General features: G+C 66.2%; 20 protein-coding genes. 9 read left to right on the top strand and 11 right to left on the bottom strand.

Features of this window, described 5'->3' with window-relative positions; all coding sequences use genetic code 11:
* Window positions 1-9: 9 nt before the first annotated feature.
* The gene (locus tag SOM18_RS12540) at window positions 10-522 is read left to right on the top strand and encodes a thiamine phosphate synthase (protein ID WP_031440895.1); all 513 of its coding nucleotides are present in this window, start codon (window positions 10-12) and stop codon (window positions 520-522) included.
* A gap of 43 nt (window positions 523-565) precedes the next feature.
* Here the strand turns inward: SOM18_RS12540 and SOM18_RS12545 are convergent, their stop codons facing one another.
* Window positions 566-1276, bottom strand: a complete 711-nt coding sequence (locus SOM18_RS12545) for a hypothetical protein (RefSeq protein WP_234387526.1) — start codon at window positions 1274-1276, stop codon at window positions 566-568.
* 247 nt (window positions 1277-1523) lie between these two features.
* On the opposite strand from SOM18_RS12545, the gene SOM18_RS12550 reads away from it, so the two are divergent.
* Genes SOM18_RS12550 through holA form a run of 4 tightly spaced genes read left to right on the top strand, consistent with a single transcriptional unit; the run spans window position 1524 to window position 6010 of the window.
* Window positions 1524-1955 carry a DUF3576 domain-containing protein gene (locus SOM18_RS12550; RefSeq protein WP_031396163.1) on the top strand — a complete coding sequence of 144 codons (432 nt, stop codon included), beginning with the start codon at window positions 1524-1526 and terminating at the stop codon, window positions 1953-1955.
* Window positions 1956-1965: 10 nt separating this feature from the next.
* On the top strand, window positions 1966-4479 hold the full coding sequence (gene leuS, locus SOM18_RS12555; RefSeq protein WP_320481790.1) for a leucine--tRNA ligase: 2514 nt from the start codon (window positions 1966-1968) through the stop codon (window positions 4477-4479).
* Window positions 4476-4994, top strand: a complete 519-nt coding sequence (gene lptE / locus SOM18_RS12560) for an LPS assembly lipoprotein LptE (RefSeq protein ID WP_031396161.1) — start codon at window positions 4476-4478, stop codon at window positions 4992-4994. Before leuS ends, lptE begins: the two co-directional genes overlap by 4 nt.
* Window positions 4991-6010 (top strand): DNA polymerase III subunit delta, encoded by a 1020-nt coding sequence (holA, locus tag SOM18_RS12565; protein WP_031440897.1) that lies wholly within the window; start codon window positions 4991-4993, stop codon window positions 6008-6010. The genes lptE and holA overlap by 4 nt, the downstream gene beginning before the upstream one ends.
* Window positions 6011-6080: 70 nt before the next feature.
* On the opposite strand, the gene SOM18_RS12570 is transcribed toward holA, so the two are convergent.
* The 6 genes from SOM18_RS12570 to SOM18_RS12595 are packed head-to-tail and all read right to left on the bottom strand — an operon-like array spanning window position 6081 to window position 11832.
* A complete protein-coding gene (locus tag SOM18_RS12570) occupies window positions 6081-6992 on the bottom strand; it encodes a ParB/RepB/Spo0J family partition protein (RefSeq protein WP_031440898.1) in 912 nt (303 codons plus the stop codon).
* A gap of 10 nt (window positions 6993-7002) precedes the next feature.
* The gene (locus tag SOM18_RS12575; RefSeq protein WP_031396158.1) at window positions 7003-7785 is read right to left on the bottom strand and encodes a ParA family protein; all 783 of its coding nucleotides are present in this window, start codon (window positions 7783-7785) and stop codon (window positions 7003-7005) included.
* Entirely contained in the window at window positions 7782-8402 is a 621-nt protein-coding gene (locus SOM18_RS12580; protein WP_031440899.1) for a 16S rRNA (guanine(527)-N(7))-methyltransferase RsmG, read from the bottom strand. The genes SOM18_RS12575 and SOM18_RS12580 overlap by 4 nt, the downstream gene beginning before the upstream one ends.
* The gene (gene mnmG / locus SOM18_RS12585) at window positions 8399-10234 is read right to left on the bottom strand and encodes a tRNA uridine-5-carboxymethylaminomethyl(34) synthesis enzyme MnmG (RefSeq protein WP_320481791.1); all 1836 of its coding nucleotides are present in this window, start codon (window positions 10232-10234) and stop codon (window positions 8399-8401) included. Before mnmG ends, SOM18_RS12580 begins: the two co-directional genes overlap by 4 nt.
* 54 nt (window positions 10235-10288) lie before the next feature.
* Window positions 10289-11569 (bottom strand): tRNA uridine-5-carboxymethylaminomethyl(34) synthesis GTPase MnmE, encoded by a 1281-nt coding sequence (gene mnmE / locus SOM18_RS12590; protein ID WP_320481792.1) that lies wholly within the window; start codon window positions 11567-11569, stop codon window positions 10289-10291.
* Between the two features lie 8 nt (window positions 11570-11577).
* Window positions 11578-11832, bottom strand: coding sequence for a DUF6489 family protein (locus tag SOM18_RS12595; protein WP_031440901.1), 255 nt, complete (start codon window positions 11830-11832; stop codon window positions 11578-11580).
* A 56-nt stretch (window positions 11833-11888) separates the two neighbouring features.
* Between SOM18_RS12595 and SOM18_RS12600 the strand changes: the two genes are divergently transcribed.
* A complete protein-coding gene (locus SOM18_RS12600) occupies window positions 11889-12362 on the top strand; it encodes a methylated-DNA--[protein]-cysteine S-methyltransferase (RefSeq protein ID WP_031440902.1) in 474 nt (157 codons plus the stop codon).
* Window positions 12359-13060, top strand: coding sequence for a dienelactone hydrolase family protein (locus tag SOM18_RS12605; protein WP_031440903.1), 702 nt, complete (start codon window positions 12359-12361; stop codon window positions 13058-13060). The genes SOM18_RS12600 and SOM18_RS12605 overlap by 4 nt, the downstream gene beginning before the upstream one ends.
* Window positions 13061-13297: 237 nt before the next feature.
* On the opposite strand, the gene SOM18_RS12610 is transcribed toward SOM18_RS12605, so the two are convergent.
* The 4 genes from SOM18_RS12610 to hemE form a co-directional block, all read right to left on the bottom strand.
* On the bottom strand, window positions 13298-14017 hold the full coding sequence (locus SOM18_RS12610; RefSeq protein WP_031395108.1) for a TerC family protein: 720 nt from the start codon (window positions 14015-14017) through the stop codon (window positions 13298-13300).
* Between the two features lie 237 nt (window positions 14018-14254).
* Window positions 14255-15511 (bottom strand): transcription termination factor Rho, encoded by a 1257-nt coding sequence (gene rho, locus SOM18_RS12615; RefSeq protein WP_031395107.1) that lies wholly within the window; start codon window positions 15509-15511, stop codon window positions 14255-14257.
* Window positions 15512-15784: 273 nt separating this feature from the next.
* Window positions 15785-16246 (bottom strand): CopD family protein, encoded by a 462-nt coding sequence (locus SOM18_RS12620; protein ID WP_031440904.1) that lies wholly within the window; start codon window positions 16244-16246, stop codon window positions 15785-15787.
* Window positions 16243-17271 (bottom strand): uroporphyrinogen decarboxylase, encoded by a 1029-nt coding sequence (gene hemE / locus SOM18_RS12625; protein WP_031440905.1) that lies wholly within the window; start codon window positions 17269-17271, stop codon window positions 16243-16245. Before hemE ends, SOM18_RS12620 begins: the two co-directional genes overlap by 4 nt.
* 349 nt (window positions 17272-17620) lie before the next feature.
* Here hemE and SOM18_RS12630 point away from each other — a divergent pair, with 349 nt between their 5' ends.
* Both SOM18_RS12630 and SOM18_RS12635 read left to right on the top strand, forming a co-directional pair.
* A complete protein-coding gene (locus tag SOM18_RS12630) occupies window positions 17621-18436 on the top strand; it encodes a pyruvate, water dikinase regulatory protein (protein ID WP_031440906.1) in 816 nt (271 codons plus the stop codon).
* Window positions 18433-19026, top strand: a complete 594-nt coding sequence (locus SOM18_RS12635; protein ID WP_031440907.1) for a Maf family protein — start codon at window positions 18433-18435, stop codon at window positions 19024-19026. Before SOM18_RS12630 ends, SOM18_RS12635 begins: the two co-directional genes overlap by 4 nt.
* The last annotated feature ends 24 nt before the right edge of the window (window positions 19027-19050 follow it).

Here is a 19050-nt window from a genome sequence, read left to right on the forward strand (position 1 = left end):
GGCAGCAAGATGCCGCACCGAAACCCCGTCCCGCGCCTCTGGCTGATGACCGACGAGCGGATGGGCGATGCACTATGGCATGCGCTGCAGCGTATTCCGCCCGGATCGGGGGTCGTGATCCGCCATTATCAGACGCCCCCGGCGCAGCGTCGGGCGCTGGCGCTGCGCATCCGCCGCATCGCGCAGGCACGACGGCTGGTGGTGGTCGCGCGGCCCGGATTTGCCGGGATCGACGGCGTGCATGGCGCCGGCCGCGGTGGGAGCTTGCGGACCTGGCCCGCGCATGATCGGCGCGAGGCGATGCTCGGCGCGCGGGCCGGTGCCGACGCGCTGTTCGTGTCGCCGATCTATCCGACGCGGTCGCATCCGGGGGCGCCAGCGATCGGTCCCGCGGCTGCTATGCGGGTTGCGCGCGGGCTCGGCCTGCCGATCATCGCGCTGGGCGGCATGACCGCCGCACGGTGGCGGCGACTCAGGATGCTGGGCTTTCACGGCTGGGCCGCGATCGATGCGTGGACGTGATGGGGGCAATTCGCGGCTCACCGCCGGTCATGCTGCGCCCGGATCAGAAGCGGAAGGCAGTCCCGAGATAGACAGCTTGGCTGTCGCGACGATCGTCCTCGAGCCGAACGAACCGCTCACGGTCCGACCGATAGCGGACGCCCGCGGTCACATCGATGTTGCGCGTAAGCGAATAGGATCCGCCGAGATCGACAGAATAGCTCGGCGCATCCTCGACGAGACGCGGCGTATTGGCGAGCGGACGATCCGCCGCAGCCTTGACGCTGCCCGTGAACCGCTTGCCCGCATAGCTGACCGCGACATCGGCGGAGCTGCGACTGCCCGGCATCCCGGCCAGATCGACGCGTGCCAGATCGCCCGACACCGCAAACCGCTTCCAGCCGACCGACATGCCCAGATTATACGCGATCGGCGCCAATCCGACGGTCGGCGCGGTGCTGGTCGCGAGACGCGTGGTATCGATACCACGGTTGGTCTGCGCGCGGACAGCGACGGTGACGGCACGATTGTCGCGACGCGTTTCGGCCGGGGTGAAGCGGAAGCTGCCGGCATCGAAGCCGCCGCGCGCGAACAGCGCCGCAAGCCGGGGATCCGCCGCCGATGGGGTGAAGCCGCCCGTGCCCCGCACCGACAGCGCCGGGCGCTTGGCGATGCGGACCTGCTGTTCGGAGGCGCCGAACGCGGGCGCGACGAAGACCGCAGCGGCAGCAGCCACTCCGGCGAACATCCCGACCATCACGCGCTTGGCGACCAAAATAACAACTCCCTGCGAATCTTTTATAGACGAATCTTGTTACGATTCCTTCGCTGAACGGCAGCTAACACAGATCGATCCTCGTCAGCTATCCGCACCTAATGATTATCCGAAGGTGTTGCATCAGACACACAGAACAGGTCGAACGCCGTGGTTGCCGGACGAATTGCAGACGCCCACCCCATCCTTGCGGGTAGCAGGCCCGCCCTGTAGAGGCTGACGACGATCTATTGCCAGGATGATGCCGATGTTCCGCCCGCGTACCGCCCTCGTGGTTCTCGCCGCTCTGCCGCTGGTTGCGTGCGGCGGCGGCAGCGCCCGTCCCAAGGCCGATCTGGCCGCGTCGAAGATCACCACGATCGGCGTCAACAGCTATCTCTGGCGCGCGACGCTCGACACGCTGAGCTTCATGCCGCTGCTTCAGACCGACTCCAATGGCGGCGTCATCGTCACCGACTGGTACGTCAACCCGCAGACCCCGGCCGAGCGGATGAAGGTAACGGTATCGATCCTCGACCAGGACCTGCGCGCCGATGCCGTCCGCGTCGCGGCACTGCGCGAGATCAACCGCAACGGCCAGTGGGTGTCCGCACCCGTCCAGGCGGCGACCACGCAGAAGCTCGAGGACATCATCCTGACCAAGGCCCGCGACCTGCGTCGCGCCTCGATCGCGGGCTGAGGACGACATCATGGCGTCGCGTTTCAATGCGTTGAAGGCGGACGCGGCGTGGCAGAAGGTCTGGGACGAACGCAACACGTTCGCCGCTGACGATTCTTCGACCAAGCCGCGCTCGTACGTGCTCGAGATGTTCCCCTATCCGTCGGGGCGCATCCACATGGGGCATGTCCGCAACTACACGATGGGGGACGTGCTCGCGCGCTTCCGTCGGATGAAGGGCATGGAAGTGCTCCATCCGATGGGCTGGGACGCGTTCGGCATGCCCGCCGAGAACGCGGCGATGGAAAAGGGCGTGCATCCGGGCAATTGGACGCGCGCCAACATCGCCACGATGAAGGCGCAGCTGAAGCGGCTGGGCTTCGCGCTCGACTGGACGCGTGAGCTGGCGACGTGCGAGCCTGACTATTACGGGCATGAGCAGGCGCTGTTCCTCGACCTGTTCGCGGCAGGCTTGGTCTACCGCAAGGAATCGGCGGTCAACTGGGATCCGGTCGACATGACCGTGCTCGCCAACGAGCAGGTGATCGACGGGCGCGGCTGGCGCTCGGGCGCGCTGGTCGAGCGGCGCAAGCTGTCGCAGTGGTTCCTGAAGATCACCGACTTCGCCGACGAGCTGGTCGACGGCCTTGGCGCGCTCGAGCATTGGCCTGACAAGGTCAAGCTGATGCAGGAGAACTGGATCGGCCGCAGCCAGGGCCTGCAGTTCAAGTTCGCGCTGGCGGGCAATGCGACCGGCATCGACTCGGTCGAGGTGTTCACGACGCGGCCCGACACGATGTTCGGGTCGAGCTTCGTCGCGGTCGCCGCGGATCATCCGATCGCGCGCGCGATCGCCGAGACGAACCCCGATGCGGCTGCGTTCATCGAACTCTGCAAGCGTGGCGGCACCACCGCGGCGGAACTCGATACGCAGGAGAAGCTGGGCTTCGACACCGGGATCCGCGCGACGCATCCGCTCGATAAGACGTGGGAACTACCCGTCTACATCGCGAACTTCGTGCTGATGGAATATGGTACGGGCGCGGTGTTCGGCGTGCCCGCGCATGACCAGCGCGATCTGGATTTCGCGCGCAAATACGACCTGCCGGTCAAGCGCGTCGTCAGCGAAGGCGACGACGAGGCCCCCGTGTTCGTCGGCAACACCGCCTGGACGGGTGCGGGCACGATCGTCAACTCGCACTTCCTCGACGGAATGGACATTGAGGACGCCAAGCGTGTCGTGATCGAGCGCGCCGAGGGCGAAGGCTGGGGCAAGGGCACGACCGTGTTCCGCCTGCGCGACTGGGGCGTCAGCCGCCAGCGTTACTGGGGCACGCCGATCCCGATCATCCACTGCGACGCGTGCGGCGCGGTGCCGGTGCCCAAGGACCAGCTGCCGATCGTCCTGCCCGAGGACGTGTCGTTCGACATCCCCGGCAACCCGCTCGATCGTCATCCAACCTGGAAGCATGTCCCCTGCCCTAGCTGCGGCGGGAATGCGCGACGCGAGACCGACACACTCGACACGTTTGTCGATTCATCGTGGTATTTCATCCGCTTCGCCAGCCAGCCGGATGCGAAACCGTTCGACCGGACGGGCGCGGAGAAGTGGCTGCCGGTCAACCAGTATATCGGCGGCGTCGAGCATGCGATCCTGCATCTGCTCTACGCCCGCTTCTGGACGCGCGCGCTGAAGCATATCGGCATGCTCGACATCGCCGAGCCGTTTGCCGGGCTGTTCACGCAGGGCATGGTTACGCACGAGACGTACAAGTCCGCGGACGGCCGCTGGCTCGGCCCCGACGACGTGCGCGACGGCATCGAGATCGCGACGGGTGACGCGATCACCGTCGGTCGTGTCGAGAAGATGTCGAAGTCGAAGAAGAACACCGTCGATCCCGAGCCGATCGTCGACCAGTATGGCGCCGACGCGGTGCGCTGGTTCGTGCTCTCCGACTCGCCGCCCGAGCGCGATCTGCCCTGGAGTGAATCGGGTATCGAAGGCGCGTGGCGGTTCGTCCAGCGTCTCTGGCGCCTGATCGAGGCCGACGGTGCCGCCAACGCCGAGGGTGACGACATCGCGTTGCGCAAGCTCTGCCACCGGACGACAGTGGGTATCGAGAGCGATATCAATGGCTTGCAGTTCAACAAGGCGGTCGCGCGGCTCTACAGCCTGTGCAGCGCAATCGAGAAGGCACCGCAGTCCGCCGACCGCGAACAGGCGATCCGGACCTTGCTGCTGCTCGTCAGCCCGATGGTGCCGCACGTTGCCGAGGAAGCCTGGGCGACCGCGGGTAACGACGGCCTGATCGCCGACGCTGTGTGGCCCGAAGTCGATCCGGCGCTGCTGGTCGATGACGAGGTCACCATCGCGGTGCAGGTCAATGGCAAGCTGCGCGACACGCTCGTCTTCCCCAAGGGCGCGCCGAAGGATGAGGTCGAGGCGGCCGCGCTGGCCTCTGACAAGATCGTCCGCCTGCTCGAGGGCAAGCCGCCCCGGAAAGTGATCGTCGTGCCCGACCGCCTCGTGAACATCGTCGCATGACGCGGTACGCGCTTCTTGCCGGGGCCCTGCTGCTCTCGACCAGCCTGGCGGGTTGCGGGCTACATCCGCTCTATTCGGGCGGCAGCAGCGGCGCGGTTGCCGGCACGCTCGGCCAAGTCGAGATCACGCCGATCGAGGGCAAGTCCGGGTGGCTGATGGCGACCGCGCTCCGCGATCGGTTGCCGTCGAACGGCGCTGCGCCGCTGTATCGGATCGATATCCGGCTCGAGGACCAGATCAACGGCCTCGGCGTGCGTCGCGACGACAGCGTGTCGCGCGAACGCCGGATCCTGCGCGCGCGCTATCAGCTCGTCAGGATCGGTGACGGTACCGTCCTGCTCGACGCGACTGCCGGATCCGACGCCGGCATCGATGTCGTCCGGTCCGAATATGCGACGATCGCTGCCGAGAATACCGCGCTGGAACGTCTGTCGGGAATCGTTGCGGATCAGATCGTCGCGCGGATCGCGCTCTATGCGCAGCGGACCCCGCCGGCCCCCACGCCGGCCCCGTGAAGGCCAGCGCCAACCAGATCCGCGCCGCATTGGCCAGGCCCGGCCCCGATATCCGTCTCTATCTCCTCCACGGCCCTGACGAGGCCGGTGCAAGCGACCTCGCCCGCACGCTCGCCAAGGCGATGGGCCCCGATGCGGAGCGTGTCGATCTGGATGGCGCACAGCTCAGATCCGATCCCTCGCGGCTTGCCGACGAGGCGGCCGCCCTGTCGCTCTTCGCCACCGCGCGTCACGTCCGCGTAGCGTCGGCGGGCGAGGAGAGCCTCGAGGCATTCACCACTCTGTTGAACGCCGATCGAGCGGGCAACCCGGTCGTCGCGATCGCGCCCAGCGTCAAGACGAGTGCGAAGATCGTCAAGCTGGCGCTGGAATCGCCGCGTGCGATGGCGTTCGCCTGCTACGCGCCGACCGCCGCCGATGCAGAGCTGCTCGCCAGCACGATGGCGGGCGAACAGGGCCTGCGCCCTGCCCCCGGCGTCGCGCGCCGCCTCGTCGAGACCACCGGCGGCGACCGGGCGGTCATCGCGCGCGAGATCGACAAGCTTGCTCTGTATCTCGACGCGAGCCCCGAACGACCGCATGATCTCGACCACGCTGCGCTCGATGCGATCGGCGCAGACCTCGGCGAGGCGGAGATGGGTCAGGCGATCGACGCGGCGATCGAGGGGCGTGTCGCCGATCTCGGGACCGAACTCGCGCGGCTGGAAGAAGCCGGAACCTCGCCGATCCCGTGGCTGCGGCAGCTCGTCCGCAGACTGATCGCGCTGGCCGAGATGCGCGGCGAGATCGATCGCGGCGAGTCGGTCGATACGGTGATGAAGCGCCACCGCGTCTTCTTCCGCGACGAGGCACAGACCGCCAAGTCGCTCCGCCGCTGGTCGCCAGTGATGCTCGCTACGGCCATCGCCCGAGTCCGCACCGCCGAACGCGCGATCATGGCCCCGGGCAATCCCGGCGGGGTCGTCGCGGATGCCGCCATCGTCGCCCTTGCCCAAGCGATCGCGCGCAGAAACTAAAGCCCGCTAAATTCCCCCCGTCAGGCGGACGTAACGGAGGGGAGGACGCGACCCGCTTCCCCCCAGAAGTTCAAATCGCCCCGCCCGTCAGCCGTTGGCACACCATGTCGAGCTGATCGAGCGTCGAATAACTCAGTGTCAGCGTGCCGCCCGTCTCACTATGCGCAACGCGCACCTGTAGACCCAGCAGATCGGCCAGCTGCCGCTCGAGCGCTGCGATATCCGCATCGGGGATCCGCGCCTCGTTCGCCGCGGTCGCCGCAGCCCCGCCCGACCGAGTCCGGCCCGGTTTGGCATCGCGCGCCAGCTTTTCGGTCTCGCGCACCGAAAGCCCGCGGGCGATCACCTGGTCCGCCAGTGTCTCGACATCGGGCGAACCGAGCAGCGCGCGCGCGTGCCCCATCGACAGCGATCCTTCGACCACCTGCGACTGAACCTGCGCAGGCAGTTCGAGCAGCCGCAACAAATTGGCGACATGGCTGCGCGACTTATGGACGATCTTGGCCAGCACCTCCTGCGTATGGCCATATTCGGCCGCCAGGCGCTGATAGGCCTGCGCCTCCTCGATCGCGTTGAGATCCTCGCGCTGGATATTCTCGATCAGCGCGATTTCGAGCGTTTCGGCGTCGTCGAAGTCGCGGACGACGACCGGGACCTCGTGCAGTCGCGCCCGTTGTGCCGCGCGCCAACGGCGCTCGCCCGCGACGATCTGATAATCATGACCGTGCGGCCGGACGATGATCGGCTGGATCAAGCCCCGTGCAGCGATCGAGGCTGCGAGCTCGCTCAGCATCGCTTCGTCAAAGTGACGGCGGGGCTGGTCAGGATGCGGCGACAACGAACTGACCGGCAGCATGCGCACGCCGCTATTGGTCGGCGCATCACCGCTCGCGCTTACCGGCGCCTCGCGGGCCATCTCGCCCAGCAGCGCGTTCAGTCCGCGACCGAGCCCCGGCCGGCCGCGCTTGGTACCTTCACTCATGCCAATACCCTCACGCGGCTGCCCGTGCCGATACCGGAAGCCGACCGATCATCTCGCGGGCAAGCGCGATATACGCCTGCGATCCGCTGCAGCGATGGTCGTAGATCAGCGCCGGAAGTCCGTGACTGGGCGCTTCCGACAGCCGCACGTTGCGCGGGATGACCGTTTCGAACACCACCTTGCCCAGCACCGCGCGGACATCCGCCGAGACCTGATCGGTAAGCCGGTTGCGGCGGTCATACATCGTCAGCGCAACGCCGAGGATCGACAGGCCGGGGTTGAACCGCTGACGGATACGCTCGACCGTGCTGAGCAGCTGCGACAGGCCTTCGAGCGCGAAGAATTCGCATTGGAGCGGCACGAGCAGCGCATCCGCTGCGACCATCGCATTGATCGTCAGCAGCCCGAGCGAAGGCGGACAATCGATCAGCGCGATATCCCAATGCCCGGTCGAGTCCTGCATCGCACGATCGAGCCGATGCGTCCGGGCATCAAATTCGACGAGCTCGATCTCCGCCCCCGACAGATCGACCGTCGCGGGGATCACGTCGAGCCGGGGCACGCGGCTGTGCACCACGGCCTGGTCGATCGTCGCTTCGCCGATAAGGACGTCATAGCTCGATTTGACGCGTTGCGCATGGCCGATTCCAAGGCCGGTCGAGGCGTTGCCCTGCGGGTCGATATCGACCAGCAGCACTCGCATTCCCGTCGCCGCCAATGCGGTCGCGAGATTGATGGCACTGGTGGTCTTGCCCACCCCACCCTTCTGATTGGCGACCGCGATGGTGATCATCGCGCGCGGACTCGATCCAGAACCACGATAGACGACTCCGGGTTCGTGACGCTTTGTTCCACGTGGAACATAAAGTGCCAAGGCTTCTGAAGTGCGGTGATCTCTGCCTCATCGAGACGCCCCCGAGGCAATAGCCACCGCGTCTCTGTTGTGGCGCAGTGCGCCGCGCCACGCAAAAGGTTTTCGAGCGAGGCGACCGCGCGCGCCGAAATGATCCGCGCCGTTGCGGTGACGGACTCGACCTTGGTCGGATGCACTCGAACCTGCTCGCCGAGCCCGAGCCTGGCGACGCAGAGCTGGAGAAAGTCCGCGCGACGCCGGCGTGGTTCGACGAGATCGACCGGCCCATTGCGGACCAGTGCGACGACCATGCCCGGAAAACCACCTCCGGTCCCGATGTCGAGCCAGCGCATCGCATCCGTCTCCGGGCCCGCGAGTGCAACCAGCTGAAGCGAGTCGACGACATGCCGCTCCCAGATCGTCGGGATCGTCGAAGGTGCGATCAGATTCTGATGCGCGGCCTCCTCGACGACCATCGCGACGAACGCCGCAACCCGCTCGGTCGCGACGGGGCCAAACCGCTCGAGGACCCAGGTCCGTGCTTCGTCTTCGGTCATGCCGGCACTCGTTTCGTATGGAGAAGCACCGCAGACAGCGCTGCGGGCGTGATGCCCCGGATGCGTGCCGCAGCGGCCAAGGACAGCGGTCGTGCCGCACTCAATCGGTCGATCATTTCGTTCGACAGACCGGGGACCCGATCATAGGCAAGATCCTGGGGTAACAGGATCGCTTCGTCCGCACGCAACCGCGCGACCTCCTGCGCCTGCCGTTCGATATAGGGGGCGTAGCGCGCATCCTCGACGACCTCGTCGACCACCGCCGCCGGGATCCCGATCGCCGCATCAGGCGCGACATGCGCGAGCTTCACGCCCTCGAAGCGCAACCAGTCGAACGCAGTCCGCCGCGCGCCATCACGCCCCACCGCAACGCCCTGATCCGCGATCTCGGTCGCGGTGCGTTCGCCGTGCAGCGCGGATCGGAACCGGGCCCGGTCTTCGCCACGCGCGCGCTGATGGGCAAGCCGCGCGGTGCCGAGGCATCCCGCCGCCTCCGCGATCCCACCAAGCCGTGTCTCGGCATTGTCCGCGCGAAGCGACAGCCGGAACTCGGCACGCGCGGTCAGCATCCGGTATGGCTCGGTGACGCCCTGCAGGACAAGGTCGTCGATCATCACGCCGAGATAGCTCGACGCGCGGTCGAGGATCACCGGTGCGAGATCACAGGCATGCGCCGCCGCATTGAGCCCGGCGACCAGCCCCTGCCCCGCTGCCTCTTCATAGCCCGTGGTCCCGTTGAGCTGGCCGGCGCAGAACACGCCGTCGATCGCGGGAAGCGCCAATCGCGTATCGAGCGCGCGCGGATCGATATAATCATATTCGACGGCATAGCCCGGCATCGTCATCACGACACGCTCGAGCCCGGGAATGCTCGCGAGCATCGCTGCCTGAACCTCGACGGGCAAGGACGTCGACAGACCATTGGGATAGATCGTCGCGTCGTCGAGCCCCTCGGGTTCGAGGAACAGCTGATGGCCGTCGCGGTCGCCAAAGCGAGAAACCTTGTCCTCGATCGACGGACAATAGCGCGGCCCCGCGGCCTCGATCGCGCCGGTGAACAGCGGCGACCGGTGGAACGCGTCGCGGATGATCGCATGCGTCTCGTCCGTCGTCCGCGTGATCGCACAGGCGACCTGCGGCAGGATACGGTCGGTCGTCATCGGCGACATCGTCCATGGCTCGGGATCGGAGGGCTGCTCGGCAAGCGCGCCCCAATTGATCGTCCGCCCGTCGAGCCGTGGCGGGGTTCCGGTCTTAAGCCGCGCCATGGGCAGCGCACGCGCGCGGAGCTGGTCCGCCAGTGGCTTCGCCGCGCGCTCGCCGATCCGGCCCCCTTCCTCGCGGTCATCGCCACGGAAGATCCGCCCGCCCAGGAACGTCCCAGTCGCGAGCACCACCGCGCGCGCTGCGACCACGGCGCCGTCGGCAAGCACGACACCTGCGACGCGACCACCCTCCAGATGCAGCGCGCTGACCTCGCCGGCGATGATCGACAGGTTCGGCGTCGCCGCCAGCTGTGCCTGGATCGCCGCTGCATAGAGCCTGCGGTCGGCCTGGATCCTCGGCCCCTGGACCGCGGATCCTTTGCTGCGATTGAGCATCCGGTGATGGATCGCTGCGGCATCGGCAGCACGACCGATCAGCCCGTCAAAGGCATCGACCTCGCGCACCATATGGCCTTTGCCAAGCCCGCCTATCGCCGGGTTGCATGACATCGCACCAATCTGCCGCGCGTCGAACGACACCAGCGCAGTACGCGCGCCCCTCCGCGCTGCCGCGGCTGCGGCCTCGGTCCCGGCATGGCCACCGCCAACCACCATTACATCGAACATGCCATCGCCGTAGAGCGACGCGACGATCGCGTCAAAGTTGTTCCACGTGGAACATCACTTGCCGATGCAGAACCGGCCGAACAGTGCATCGAGCATCTCGCCGGTCGCATCGAGACCGAGCACTGCGGCGAGCCCGGTCCGAGCTTCGCGGAGATGCTCCGCAACGATCAACGGGTCCGTGCCCGCCGCACGCAGTGTCGCCGCAGCCCGCTCGCAGCGTAGGCGCTGATCCGCCTTGAGCGCCAGATCGTCATTGCGGGGAAGCAGCGCGGCTGCGCGATCATGGACCACGGCCCAGAGCCGGTCGAGCGATGCCTGATCGCTTTGTGAGAAGGCAATTACCCGACCGGGCGGAACGCCCCCGTCCCGCCCCGGCAGATCGGCTCGGGCGTGAACCCAGATCGCATCCTCGCGTGGCGGCGCCGTGTCGGCCAGCCACAGCAGCAGGTCCGCCGTCTCCATCGCGGTCTCCGCCCGGGCGACGCCGATCGCCTCGATCGGATCGAGCGTATCGATCAGACCAGCGGTATCAGTCAGGACATAGGCGACCCCGTTCCGCAGGACCGGGACATCGATGCGATCACGCGTCGTCCCAGAGATCGGCGAGACGATCGCGGCATCGCGCTCCCCCATCAGATTGAGCAACGTCGATTTCCCGCTGTTGGGCGGGCCGCCGATCACGACGCGAAGGCCGTCTTTCAGCCGCTCGACCGGGGGGCTCGCGACCACCATCTCGATCTCAGCCGCCAGCGCTGCGAGATCGGCGAGCACCGCGTCGAAGGCCGCCGCATCGCTCGTCACGTCATCCTCGTCGGCAAAGTCGAGCATCGCCTCGATCCGTGCGGACAGCATCGCGACCGCGTCCATCCAGCCGCGCACCGCCTGGCTCACCCGCCCCTCGGTCGCGGTGATCGCGGCAACACGCTGCGCCTCGGTTTCGGCCTCGAGCAGATCCGCCAGCCCTTCGGCCTGGGTCAGGTCGATGCGTCCGTTACCAAGCGCGCGGCGGGTAAATTCGCCCGGCTCGGCCAGTCGTAACCCGGTCATTGCCGCAAGCGTGCGTTCAACCGCAGCGATGACCGCCCGCCCCCCATGACAATGGAGCTCGACCAGATCCTCGCCCGTCGCGGTGTTCGGGCCCGGGAAGACGATCACCAATGCGCGATCGAGCATCATCCCGCTCGCATCACGCAGAGCACGCAAACTGGCATGCCGCGCGGCAGGAAGCGGCCCGGCGAGCGCGACCGCTGCCGCAAACGCCTCGGGCCCCGATATCCGCACCACTGCGATCGCCGCGGGCGGGCGCCCGCTCGACACTGCAAAGATCGTCGTCATTCTGTTACTCAACCGCCCGTTTTGCCCGTCTGCGTCGCGCCGTCGAACATCCGTTTCCAGAACGCCATCCCCGCCTCGCCCATCGGCTGCCATCCGCGCATCATCGTCTCGATCATCTCAGGCTGCATCGCCCCGTCGCCGAGCCCTGGCATCGCCTCGATCATCATCGCGACATAGCGATCATGAATCGGTGTCAGGTCGGGCAGGCCGACCGCGCGGCGGGCCTCTTCGGGCGTGCATTCGATTTCGATGTTCATCTTCATGGACGGCCCTTTCGGTGGCGCTTGAGCCGCACGGCGGGGCACGGCATAGCGTGGCAATGTATGCGCGGGATGCCGCCTCGATCGCAACGCCTATCGGGCTGATCCGCGTGACCGGCAGCACCGACCGGATCGACGCGATCGCGATCGACCGGGACGGCATCGTCGAGGCGACCATGAACCCGGTGATCCGCGAAGCGCTTCGCCAGCTCGACGCGTATTTTGCCGGCCGTCTCACCGTCTTCGACCTTCCGCTCGCGCCATCGCTGACGCCCCGCGGCGACGCGCTGCGCCAGGCGATCGTTGAGGTCCCTTACGGCCGGACCGCCAGCTATGGCGATCTCGCGCAGGCGATCCGGTCCAGCCCGCGTGCGATCGGCCAGGCCTGTGCGCGCAATCCGTTTCCGATCGTCGTCCCCTGCCACCGAATTCTCGGAGCCGGGGGCGGGCTTGGTGCGTATTCCGCAGGCCAAGGCCCGATCACAAAATCCCGGCTGCTCGATCTCGAACGGCCGCAAGGAGGATTGCTATGACCAACACCACCACCATCCCGACGCTCGCGGGCGACGGCAGCTTCACCGCCTATCGCGCGGTCCCCGCCGGCACGCCCAAGGCCGCGATCGTCGTGATCCAGGAAATCTTCGGCGTGAATGCCGGCATCCGCCGCAAGTGCGACACGCTCGCCGAGGCCGGCTATCTCGCGATCGCCCCGGACCTGTTCTGGCGGCTGGAGCCGGGCATCGAGCTCGACCCGGACGTGAAGCCCGAATTCGATCGCGCGCTCGAACTCATGGGCCAGTTCGACCAGGACAAGGGTATCGCCGATATCGAGGCGACGATCCGCGCCGCGCGCAGCGAACTCGGTGACGGCGCCAAGGTCGGCGCGGTCGGCTATTGCCTCGGTGGCCGCCTCGCCTTCATGACCGCGGCGCGCACCGACATCGATGCGAGCGTCGGCTATTACGGCGTCGGGATCGACGGGCTGCTCGGCGAGAAGCACGCCATCGCAAACCCCGTGCTGCTCCACGTCCCCGAGGAGGATCACTTCGTCGACAAGGACGCGCAGGCGGCGATGCACGCCGGGCTCGACGATCATCCCAAGGTCACGATCTACGATTATGCGGGCGAGGATCACGGCTTCGCGACCGAGTTCGGCGAGCGCCGATCGGATGCGTCGGCCAAGCTGGCGGACGAACGCACCGCTGCATTCTTTGCCGAGCATCTGGGCTGAGGGCTGAAAGGCACGCCTCTCCCATCGTCATTCCCGCAAAGGCGGGAATCCATACTGGCTAGCGTGGGTACAAGATCGCCGACCTTGAAGGATATGGATCCCCGCCTCCGCGGAGATGACGATGGGGGTCGTGTCTGAACGCACTATAAGCGGCATGACGAACGACCAAGCGCCACAAAAAAAGGCCTCGCCGGACGATCCCGGCGAGGCCTTTTCCTTATCCGGACACTGCCCCGATCAGCCGAGCAGCGACACGATCCCGAGCGTTTCACCGGTACCGGTCCAGCCCTCGTAGATCATCTTCACCGCGACCACGAGGATCACCGCCAGGCCGATATAGGCGATCCAGCGATAGCGGTTGATGATCCGGGCGATGAAGTTCGCTGCCAGGCCCATCATCGCGACCGACAGCAACAGGCCGATCACGAGGATCCCCGGATGCTCGCGCGCTGCGCCCGCGACCGCGAGCACATTGTCGAGGCTCATCGACACGTCGGCGACCGCGACCGCCCAGGCGGCGCTGGCAAAGCCCTTCGAGGATTTGATCCCCGAGCGTTCGTCACCCTCGATTTCCTCGGAGCCGGCGTTCTGTGCACCCTCGCGGATTTCACGCCAGAACTTCCAGCTGACCCACAGCAGCAGCAGGCCGCCCGCGAAGATCAGCCCGACGATCCCCATCAGCCACGTCACGATCAGCGCGAAGAAGATGCGCAGGACGAGCGCGGCGCCGATGCCGATCAGGATGACCTTCTTGCGCTGGTCGGCAGGAAGCCCCGCGGCGAGCGCGCCGACGACGATCGCATTGTCGCCGGCAAGGACGAGGTCGATCATCAGGACCGATCCGAACGCGGCCAGCGCCTTCGGGTCGCCGAGATTGGAGAAGTCGGCGACGATGTGCTGCCAGATTTCCAGCGGTGAACCGGGTCCGGTTACTCCCGATGCGGCGGTGGCCAGCATGGCGATGATACTCAAGATGTCAGCTCCCGGTGACGGGCCACCACCGACGTGCGGAGATGGCGGATTTCAATGGGTTTCATAGCAAAGCGGCACACGAAAGCCATTGCTCTCGCGTGCCGCATTTTGGGTCGGTGTACTTGGCCGGACATGGGCGAAGCCCATGTCGTCGGTCGGGGCGGTACCCCGCCGGCCGGATCGATGCGAGTCCCGCTGCAGCGTGCAGCGGGCCGCATTCGATCACTGATTCATGCTGTCGAAGAAATTCTCGTTGGTCTTCGAATCCTTCATCTTGTCGAGCAGGAACTCCATCGCGTCGATCGTGCCCATCTGCATGAGGATACGACGCAGCACCCACATTTTGGAGAGCTTGGCCTTGTCGACCAGCAGTTCTTCCTTGCGGGTACCCGACTTGCCGACGTCGAGCGCCGGGAAGATGCGCTTGTCCGCGACCTTGCGGTCGAGCACGATTTCCGAGTTGCCGGTGCCCTTGAACTCCTCGAAGATCACCTCGTCCATGCGGCTGCCCGTGTCGATCAGCGCGGTGGCGATGATCGAGAGCGAGCCGCCCTCCTCGATGTTGCGCGCCGCACCGAAGAAGCGCTTCGGACGCTGCAGTGCGTTCGCATCGACACCACCCGTCAGGACCTTGCCTGACGACGGCACGACGGTGTTGTAGGCACGACCCAGACGGGTGATCGAATCGAGCAGGATCACCACGTCCTTCTTGTGCTCGACCAGGCGTTTAGCCTTTTCGATCACCATCTCGGCGACCTGCACGTGGCGCTGCGCGGGTTCGTCGAACGTCGAGCTGACGACCTCGCCCTTCACGCTGCGCTGCATGTCGGTGACTTCCTCGGGACGCTCGTCGATCAGCAGGACGATCAGGAACACCTCGGGGTGATTGTCGGTGATCGCCTTGGCCATGTTCTGCAACATGACCGTCTTGCCGACGCGCGGCGGGGCGACGATCAGCGTGCGCTGGCCCTTGCCCTGCGGCGACACGATGTCGATCACCCGCGCTGACTTGTCCTTGACGGTCGGGTCGGCGGGATCGAGCGTCAGCTTGCTCTCAGGATAGAGCGGCGTGAGATTGTCGAAGTTGACGCGGTGGCGAACGACGTCGGGGTCGTCGAAATTGACAGCCGTGAGCTTCACCAGCGAGAAATAGCGTTCGCCATCCTTCGGCCCGCGAATCTCGCCCTCGACCGTGTCACCGGTGCGCAGGCCGAACTTCCGCACCTGGTTCGGCGAGATGTAGATGTCGTCGGGCCCGGCGAGATAGTTGGACTCGGGCGAGCGGAGGAAGCCGAAACCATCGGGCAGCACTTCGATCGTGCCGAGTCCCATGATCTGGTCGCCATTGTCCGCCTGCACCTTCAGGATCGCGAACAACAGGTCCTGCTTGCGCAGCGTCGAGGCGCTCTCGACCCCCAGTTCCTCGGCCAGCTGGACCAGCTCGGCGGGCTTCTTCTTCTTCAGGTCTTTGAGATGCATGGGGATTTCCGGATAGCGATCAACGGGAACAGGTTCGGTCTGCGGGTGCGCTGGAAAGCGGAACTGGGCGAGCCGAACAGGCAGGACCACACGACCGGGCAGGACGCCAGGAGGCCGTGCTGGGAATCGGGGTAGAATTGGGGGGGCGGTTAGTCAAGCAGAGACGGGGCGACCGCCCTCGCCGTCATCCTCGGCTCGACCCAGTATCCAGAGCCACAAACGGTGTCCTCCGCCGCTCCGGATCCTGGATCAAGTCCAGGATGACGTGGGTGTTCAGAACGGCTTGACGATCACCAGCACGACGATGAGCGTCACCGCCAGCGCAGGGATCTCATTGAGCATCCGCAACTGCTTGCCCGTCAGCGTCGGCTTCCCGGCCGCGAGCTTCTTCGCATAGCCGACCGTCCAGCCATGATAACCCGTCAGCAGGAACACCAGCAGCAGCTTGAGATGCAGCCACCCCAGCCCCGGCGCGCCGTCCGCCAGCCCGAGGTTTAGTGCCAGCGCGAGTCCCAGCACCCAGACGACGATCATTGCCGGGGTCAGGATGATCTTGCGGATCTTGCCCTCGCGCTCGATCCAGCTCGCCGCCTCCGCTGCATTGCCCGCGGCCAGCGCCTCCTGATGATAGACGAGATAGCGCGGTAGCATGAACAGCCCCGCCATCCAGAAGATCACGAAGATCAGGTGTGCGGCCTTTACCCAGTCATAGGCCGCCCCGAGAAAACCGCTCATGTCGTGCTCCTGACGCGGGCGATCAGTTGCTCGACATGCGCGATCGGCGTGTCGGGCAGGATACCGTGCCCCAGATTGAAGACGTGCGGACGATCACCGAACGCCCCGAGAATCCGGTCGATCGCCGCATCGAGATCCGCACCGCCCGCGATCAGCGCGAGCGGATCGAGATTGCCCTGCACCGGCAGGTCGGCGGGCAGCGACGCATGCGCCCAGACCGGATCGACCGTCTCGTCGAGCCCGATCGCATCCGCACCCGTCTCGCGCGCATAAGCGGGGAGCTTGCCCCCTGCCCCCTTCGGAAAGCCGATCACCGGCACGCCGGGGCAGCGCGCATGGAGTTCGTCGATGATCCGCGCGGTCGGCGAGATCACCCAGCGTTCAAACTGCGCGGGCGACAGGGATCCCGACCAGCTGTCGAACAACTGGACCGCATCGACCCCCGCCTCGATCTGGCGGACGAGATACTCGACGGTGTTGTCCGCGATCGCATCAATGATCGCTCCGAAGGCTGCCGGATCGCGATAGGCGAAACGCCGGGTCTCGCCCTGATCCTTGCTGCCCTTGCCCGCCACCATATAGGTCGCGACCGTCCAGGGAGACCCCGCAAAGCCCAGGAACGTCGTCTCGGGCGGCAAGGCCTCGGCAACCCGCGTGACGGTCTCGTAGACCGGCTCCAGCCGCTCCAGCACCGACTGCAGGCGATCGAGCGCATGATCGACCAGCGCGGGTTCGAGCCGCGGTCCCTCGCCCACACCGAAGCTCAGATCCTGCCCCAGCGCCCAGGGAATCATCAGGATGTCCGAGAACAGGATCGAGCCGTCGAAGCCGAACCGGCGGATCGGCTGCAGCGTCACCTCGGCCGCAGCCGCGGGATCGGTCGCGAGCGCGAGGAACCCGCCCTTTTCCGCCCTGAGCGCGCGATATTCGGGAAGATAGCGCCCGGCCTGGCGCATCAACCACAGCGGCGGAGTTGCCTGACGGTCGCCGCGCAATGTCGCCAGAAGCGGCTTGAAAGTCGGCATATTGGGGGTCGGATCGGTCAGCGGAGCACCCTTCTTCTACTATAAGAAGATTCAAGAAAGAGGTTGTTGCAGTGGTTGGGCGGTTGATCACGGGACTTATGCGGTGATCCCGGAAATGCCAACAGCTTGACCTCTGCACACCCGTACAAACGCGCTGATTCGATTCAACCGTTCCCGCAACCCACAGCCTGTGGATAACTTTTCGGGCTGTGCGCGGCCCTGTGGATAAAAGGTGACTTATCCACAGCGACCGGCCCGCTTGGCGGGAGGCGTGAGTTACGCTAGCCCTTATCCGCATGTTATCCACAGATTCATTCCGATGGCCCCTCGCGGCAGGGCTACGCGACCTATGATACGGCTCCATCTTCACCTGCTGTCGGACTCGACGGGCGAGACGCTGGAGAACATCGCCAAAGCCGCGCTCGCGCAATATGACGATGTCGAGACCGTCCGCCATTTCTGGCCGATGGTCCGCACCGAGGCACATCTCGAGCGCATCCTTCAGGAGGTCGCGCAGAATCCCGGGCTCGTGATCTTCACCCTGGTGAACCCCGCGACGCGGCGGATCCTCGAACAACGCTGCCTTGCACTCGGGCTGCCCGCGGTCGCGCCGCTCGATCCGGTCAACGATGCACTGTCGGGACTGCTGGGTCAGCAGGCCAAGGCGCGGCCGGGTCGTCAACACGTCCTCGACGCCGCCTATTTCGCGCGTGTCGACGCGATCCAGTGGACGATCGCACATGACGACGGGATCGCGTGGGAAGAATGGGAGGAGGCCGATATCGTCCTCGCCGGCGTCTCGCGCTCGTCGAAGACGCCGACCTCGATCTATCTTGCCAACCGCGGCTACAAGACCGCGAACATCCCGATCGTCGTCGAAAGCCCGCCGCCGAAGATCCTCTACGCCTTGCGAAAGCCGCTGATCGTCGGGCTGACGACCAGCGCCGACCGGCTGATCCAGGTGCGCCGCAACCGGCTGCTGTCGCTGCATCAGGCACCGGACACCTCCTATGTCGAGGAAGAGGCCGTGATGCGCGAACTCGCCTTTGCGCGGCGGATGTTCGCGGACAATGGCTGGCCGGTGATCGACGTGACACGGCGGTCGATCGAGGAAACCGCGGCGGCGATCATCGCGCTGTGCAACCAGCGCCGGCCCGAGGCATGAGCTTCCTGATTCTCGCGTCGCAGAGTGCGTCGCGTCGCGCGATGCTCACTGCGGCGGGCGTCGCGTTCGATGCGACCTTTGCGGGTGTCGACGAGGATGCGGCGAAGGCGGCCCTGGTCACGCTCTCGCCGCGCGATCTGGCCGACGCGCTTGCCGAGCTCAAGGCAACGAAGGTCTCGACGCGGATGCCGGGGCATTTCGTCCTTGGCAGCGACTCGCTCGTCGCGCTGGAGGATGGCACGATCCTCGACAAACCGGTCGATCGCGATGACGCGGCCGCGCATCTGCGACGGATGTCGGGCACGCATCATGACCTGTGGAGCGCGGCGGTCATCGCGGAGAATGGCCGACCGGTGTGGCGCCATGTCGAACGCGCGCGGATGCATGTCCGGCCGCTGTCCGACGCGTTTATCGAAACCTATCTCGATGCCGAGTGGCCTGCGATCGCGGGGTGTGTCGGCTGTTACCGGATCGAGGGTCCGGGCGCGCAGCTCTTCACGAAGATCGACGGCAGCCAGTTCACCGTTCTCGGCATGCCGCTGCTTAACGTGCTCGATTTTCTCCGGACCCGCGGTGCACTCCCCGCCTAGCGCGTGGGCCGCTGACGGGCATCG

The organism is Sphingomonas sp. CFBP9019 (assembly GCF_034045155.1).
GTDB lineage: Bacteria > Pseudomonadota > Alphaproteobacteria > Sphingomonadales > Sphingomonadaceae > Sphingomonas > Sphingomonas aerolata.

What these genes read in the sequence shown, in the direction of transcription:
- hemE (WP_031440905.1), bottom strand. Translation starts at nt 17,271, where the DNA reads ATGCCGACTTTCAAGCCGCTTCTGGCGACATTGCGCGGCGACCGTCAG.
- mnmE (WP_320481792.1), bottom strand. Translation starts at nt 11,569, where the DNA reads ATGACGACGATCTTTGCAGTGTCGAGCGGGCGCCCGCCCGCGGCGATC.
- SOM18_RS12570 (WP_031440898.1), bottom strand. Translation starts at nt 6,992, where the DNA reads ATGAGTGAAGGTACCAAGCGCGGCCGGCCGGGGCTCGGTCGCGGACTG.
- SOM18_RS12620 (WP_031440904.1), bottom strand. Translation starts at nt 16,246, where the DNA reads ATGAGCGGTTTTCTCGGGGCGGCCTATGACTGGGTAAAGGCCGCACAC.
- mnmG (WP_320481791.1), bottom strand. Translation starts at nt 10,234, where the DNA reads ATGTTCGATGTAATGGTGGTTGGCGGTGGCCATGCCGGGACCGAGGCC.
- lptE (WP_031396161.1), top strand. Translation starts at nt 4,476, where the DNA reads ATGACGCGGTACGCGCTTCTTGCCGGGGCCCTGCTGCTCTCGACCAGC.
- SOM18_RS12600 (WP_031440902.1), top strand. Translation starts at nt 11,889, where the DNA reads ATGTATGCGCGGGATGCCGCCTCGATCGCAACGCCTATCGGGCTGATC.
- SOM18_RS12550 (WP_031396163.1), top strand. Translation starts at nt 1,524, where the DNA reads ATGTTCCGCCCGCGTACCGCCCTCGTGGTTCTCGCCGCTCTGCCGCTG.
- SOM18_RS12575 (WP_031396158.1), bottom strand. Translation starts at nt 7,785, where the DNA reads ATGATCACCATCGCGGTCGCCAATCAGAAGGGTGGGGTGGGCAAGACC.
- SOM18_RS12610 (WP_031395108.1), bottom strand. Translation starts at nt 14,017, where the DNA reads ATGCTGGCCACCGCCGCATCGGGAGTAACCGGACCCGGTTCACCGCTG.
- SOM18_RS12630 (WP_031440906.1), top strand. Translation starts at nt 17,621, where the DNA reads ATGATACGGCTCCATCTTCACCTGCTGTCGGACTCGACGGGCGAGACG.
- SOM18_RS12635 (WP_031440907.1), top strand. Translation starts at nt 18,433, where the DNA reads ATGAGCTTCCTGATTCTCGCGTCGCAGAGTGCGTCGCGTCGCGCGATG.
- SOM18_RS12605 (WP_031440903.1), top strand. Translation starts at nt 12,359, where the DNA reads ATGACCAACACCACCACCATCCCGACGCTCGCGGGCGACGGCAGCTTC.
- SOM18_RS12540 (WP_031440895.1), top strand. Translation starts at nt 10, where the DNA reads ATGCCGCACCGAAACCCCGTCCCGCGCCTCTGGCTGATGACCGACGAG.
- SOM18_RS12595 (WP_031440901.1), bottom strand. Translation starts at nt 11,832, where the DNA reads ATGAAGATGAACATCGAAATCGAATGCACGCCCGAAGAGGCCCGCCGC.
- SOM18_RS12580 (WP_031440899.1), bottom strand. Translation starts at nt 8,402, where the DNA reads ATGACCGAAGACGAAGCACGGACCTGGGTCCTCGAGCGGTTTGGCCCC.
- rho (WP_031395107.1), bottom strand. Translation starts at nt 15,511, where the DNA reads ATGCATCTCAAAGACCTGAAGAAGAAGAAGCCCGCCGAGCTGGTCCAG.
- leuS (WP_320481790.1), top strand. Translation starts at nt 1,966, where the DNA reads ATGGCGTCGCGTTTCAATGCGTTGAAGGCGGACGCGGCGTGGCAGAAG.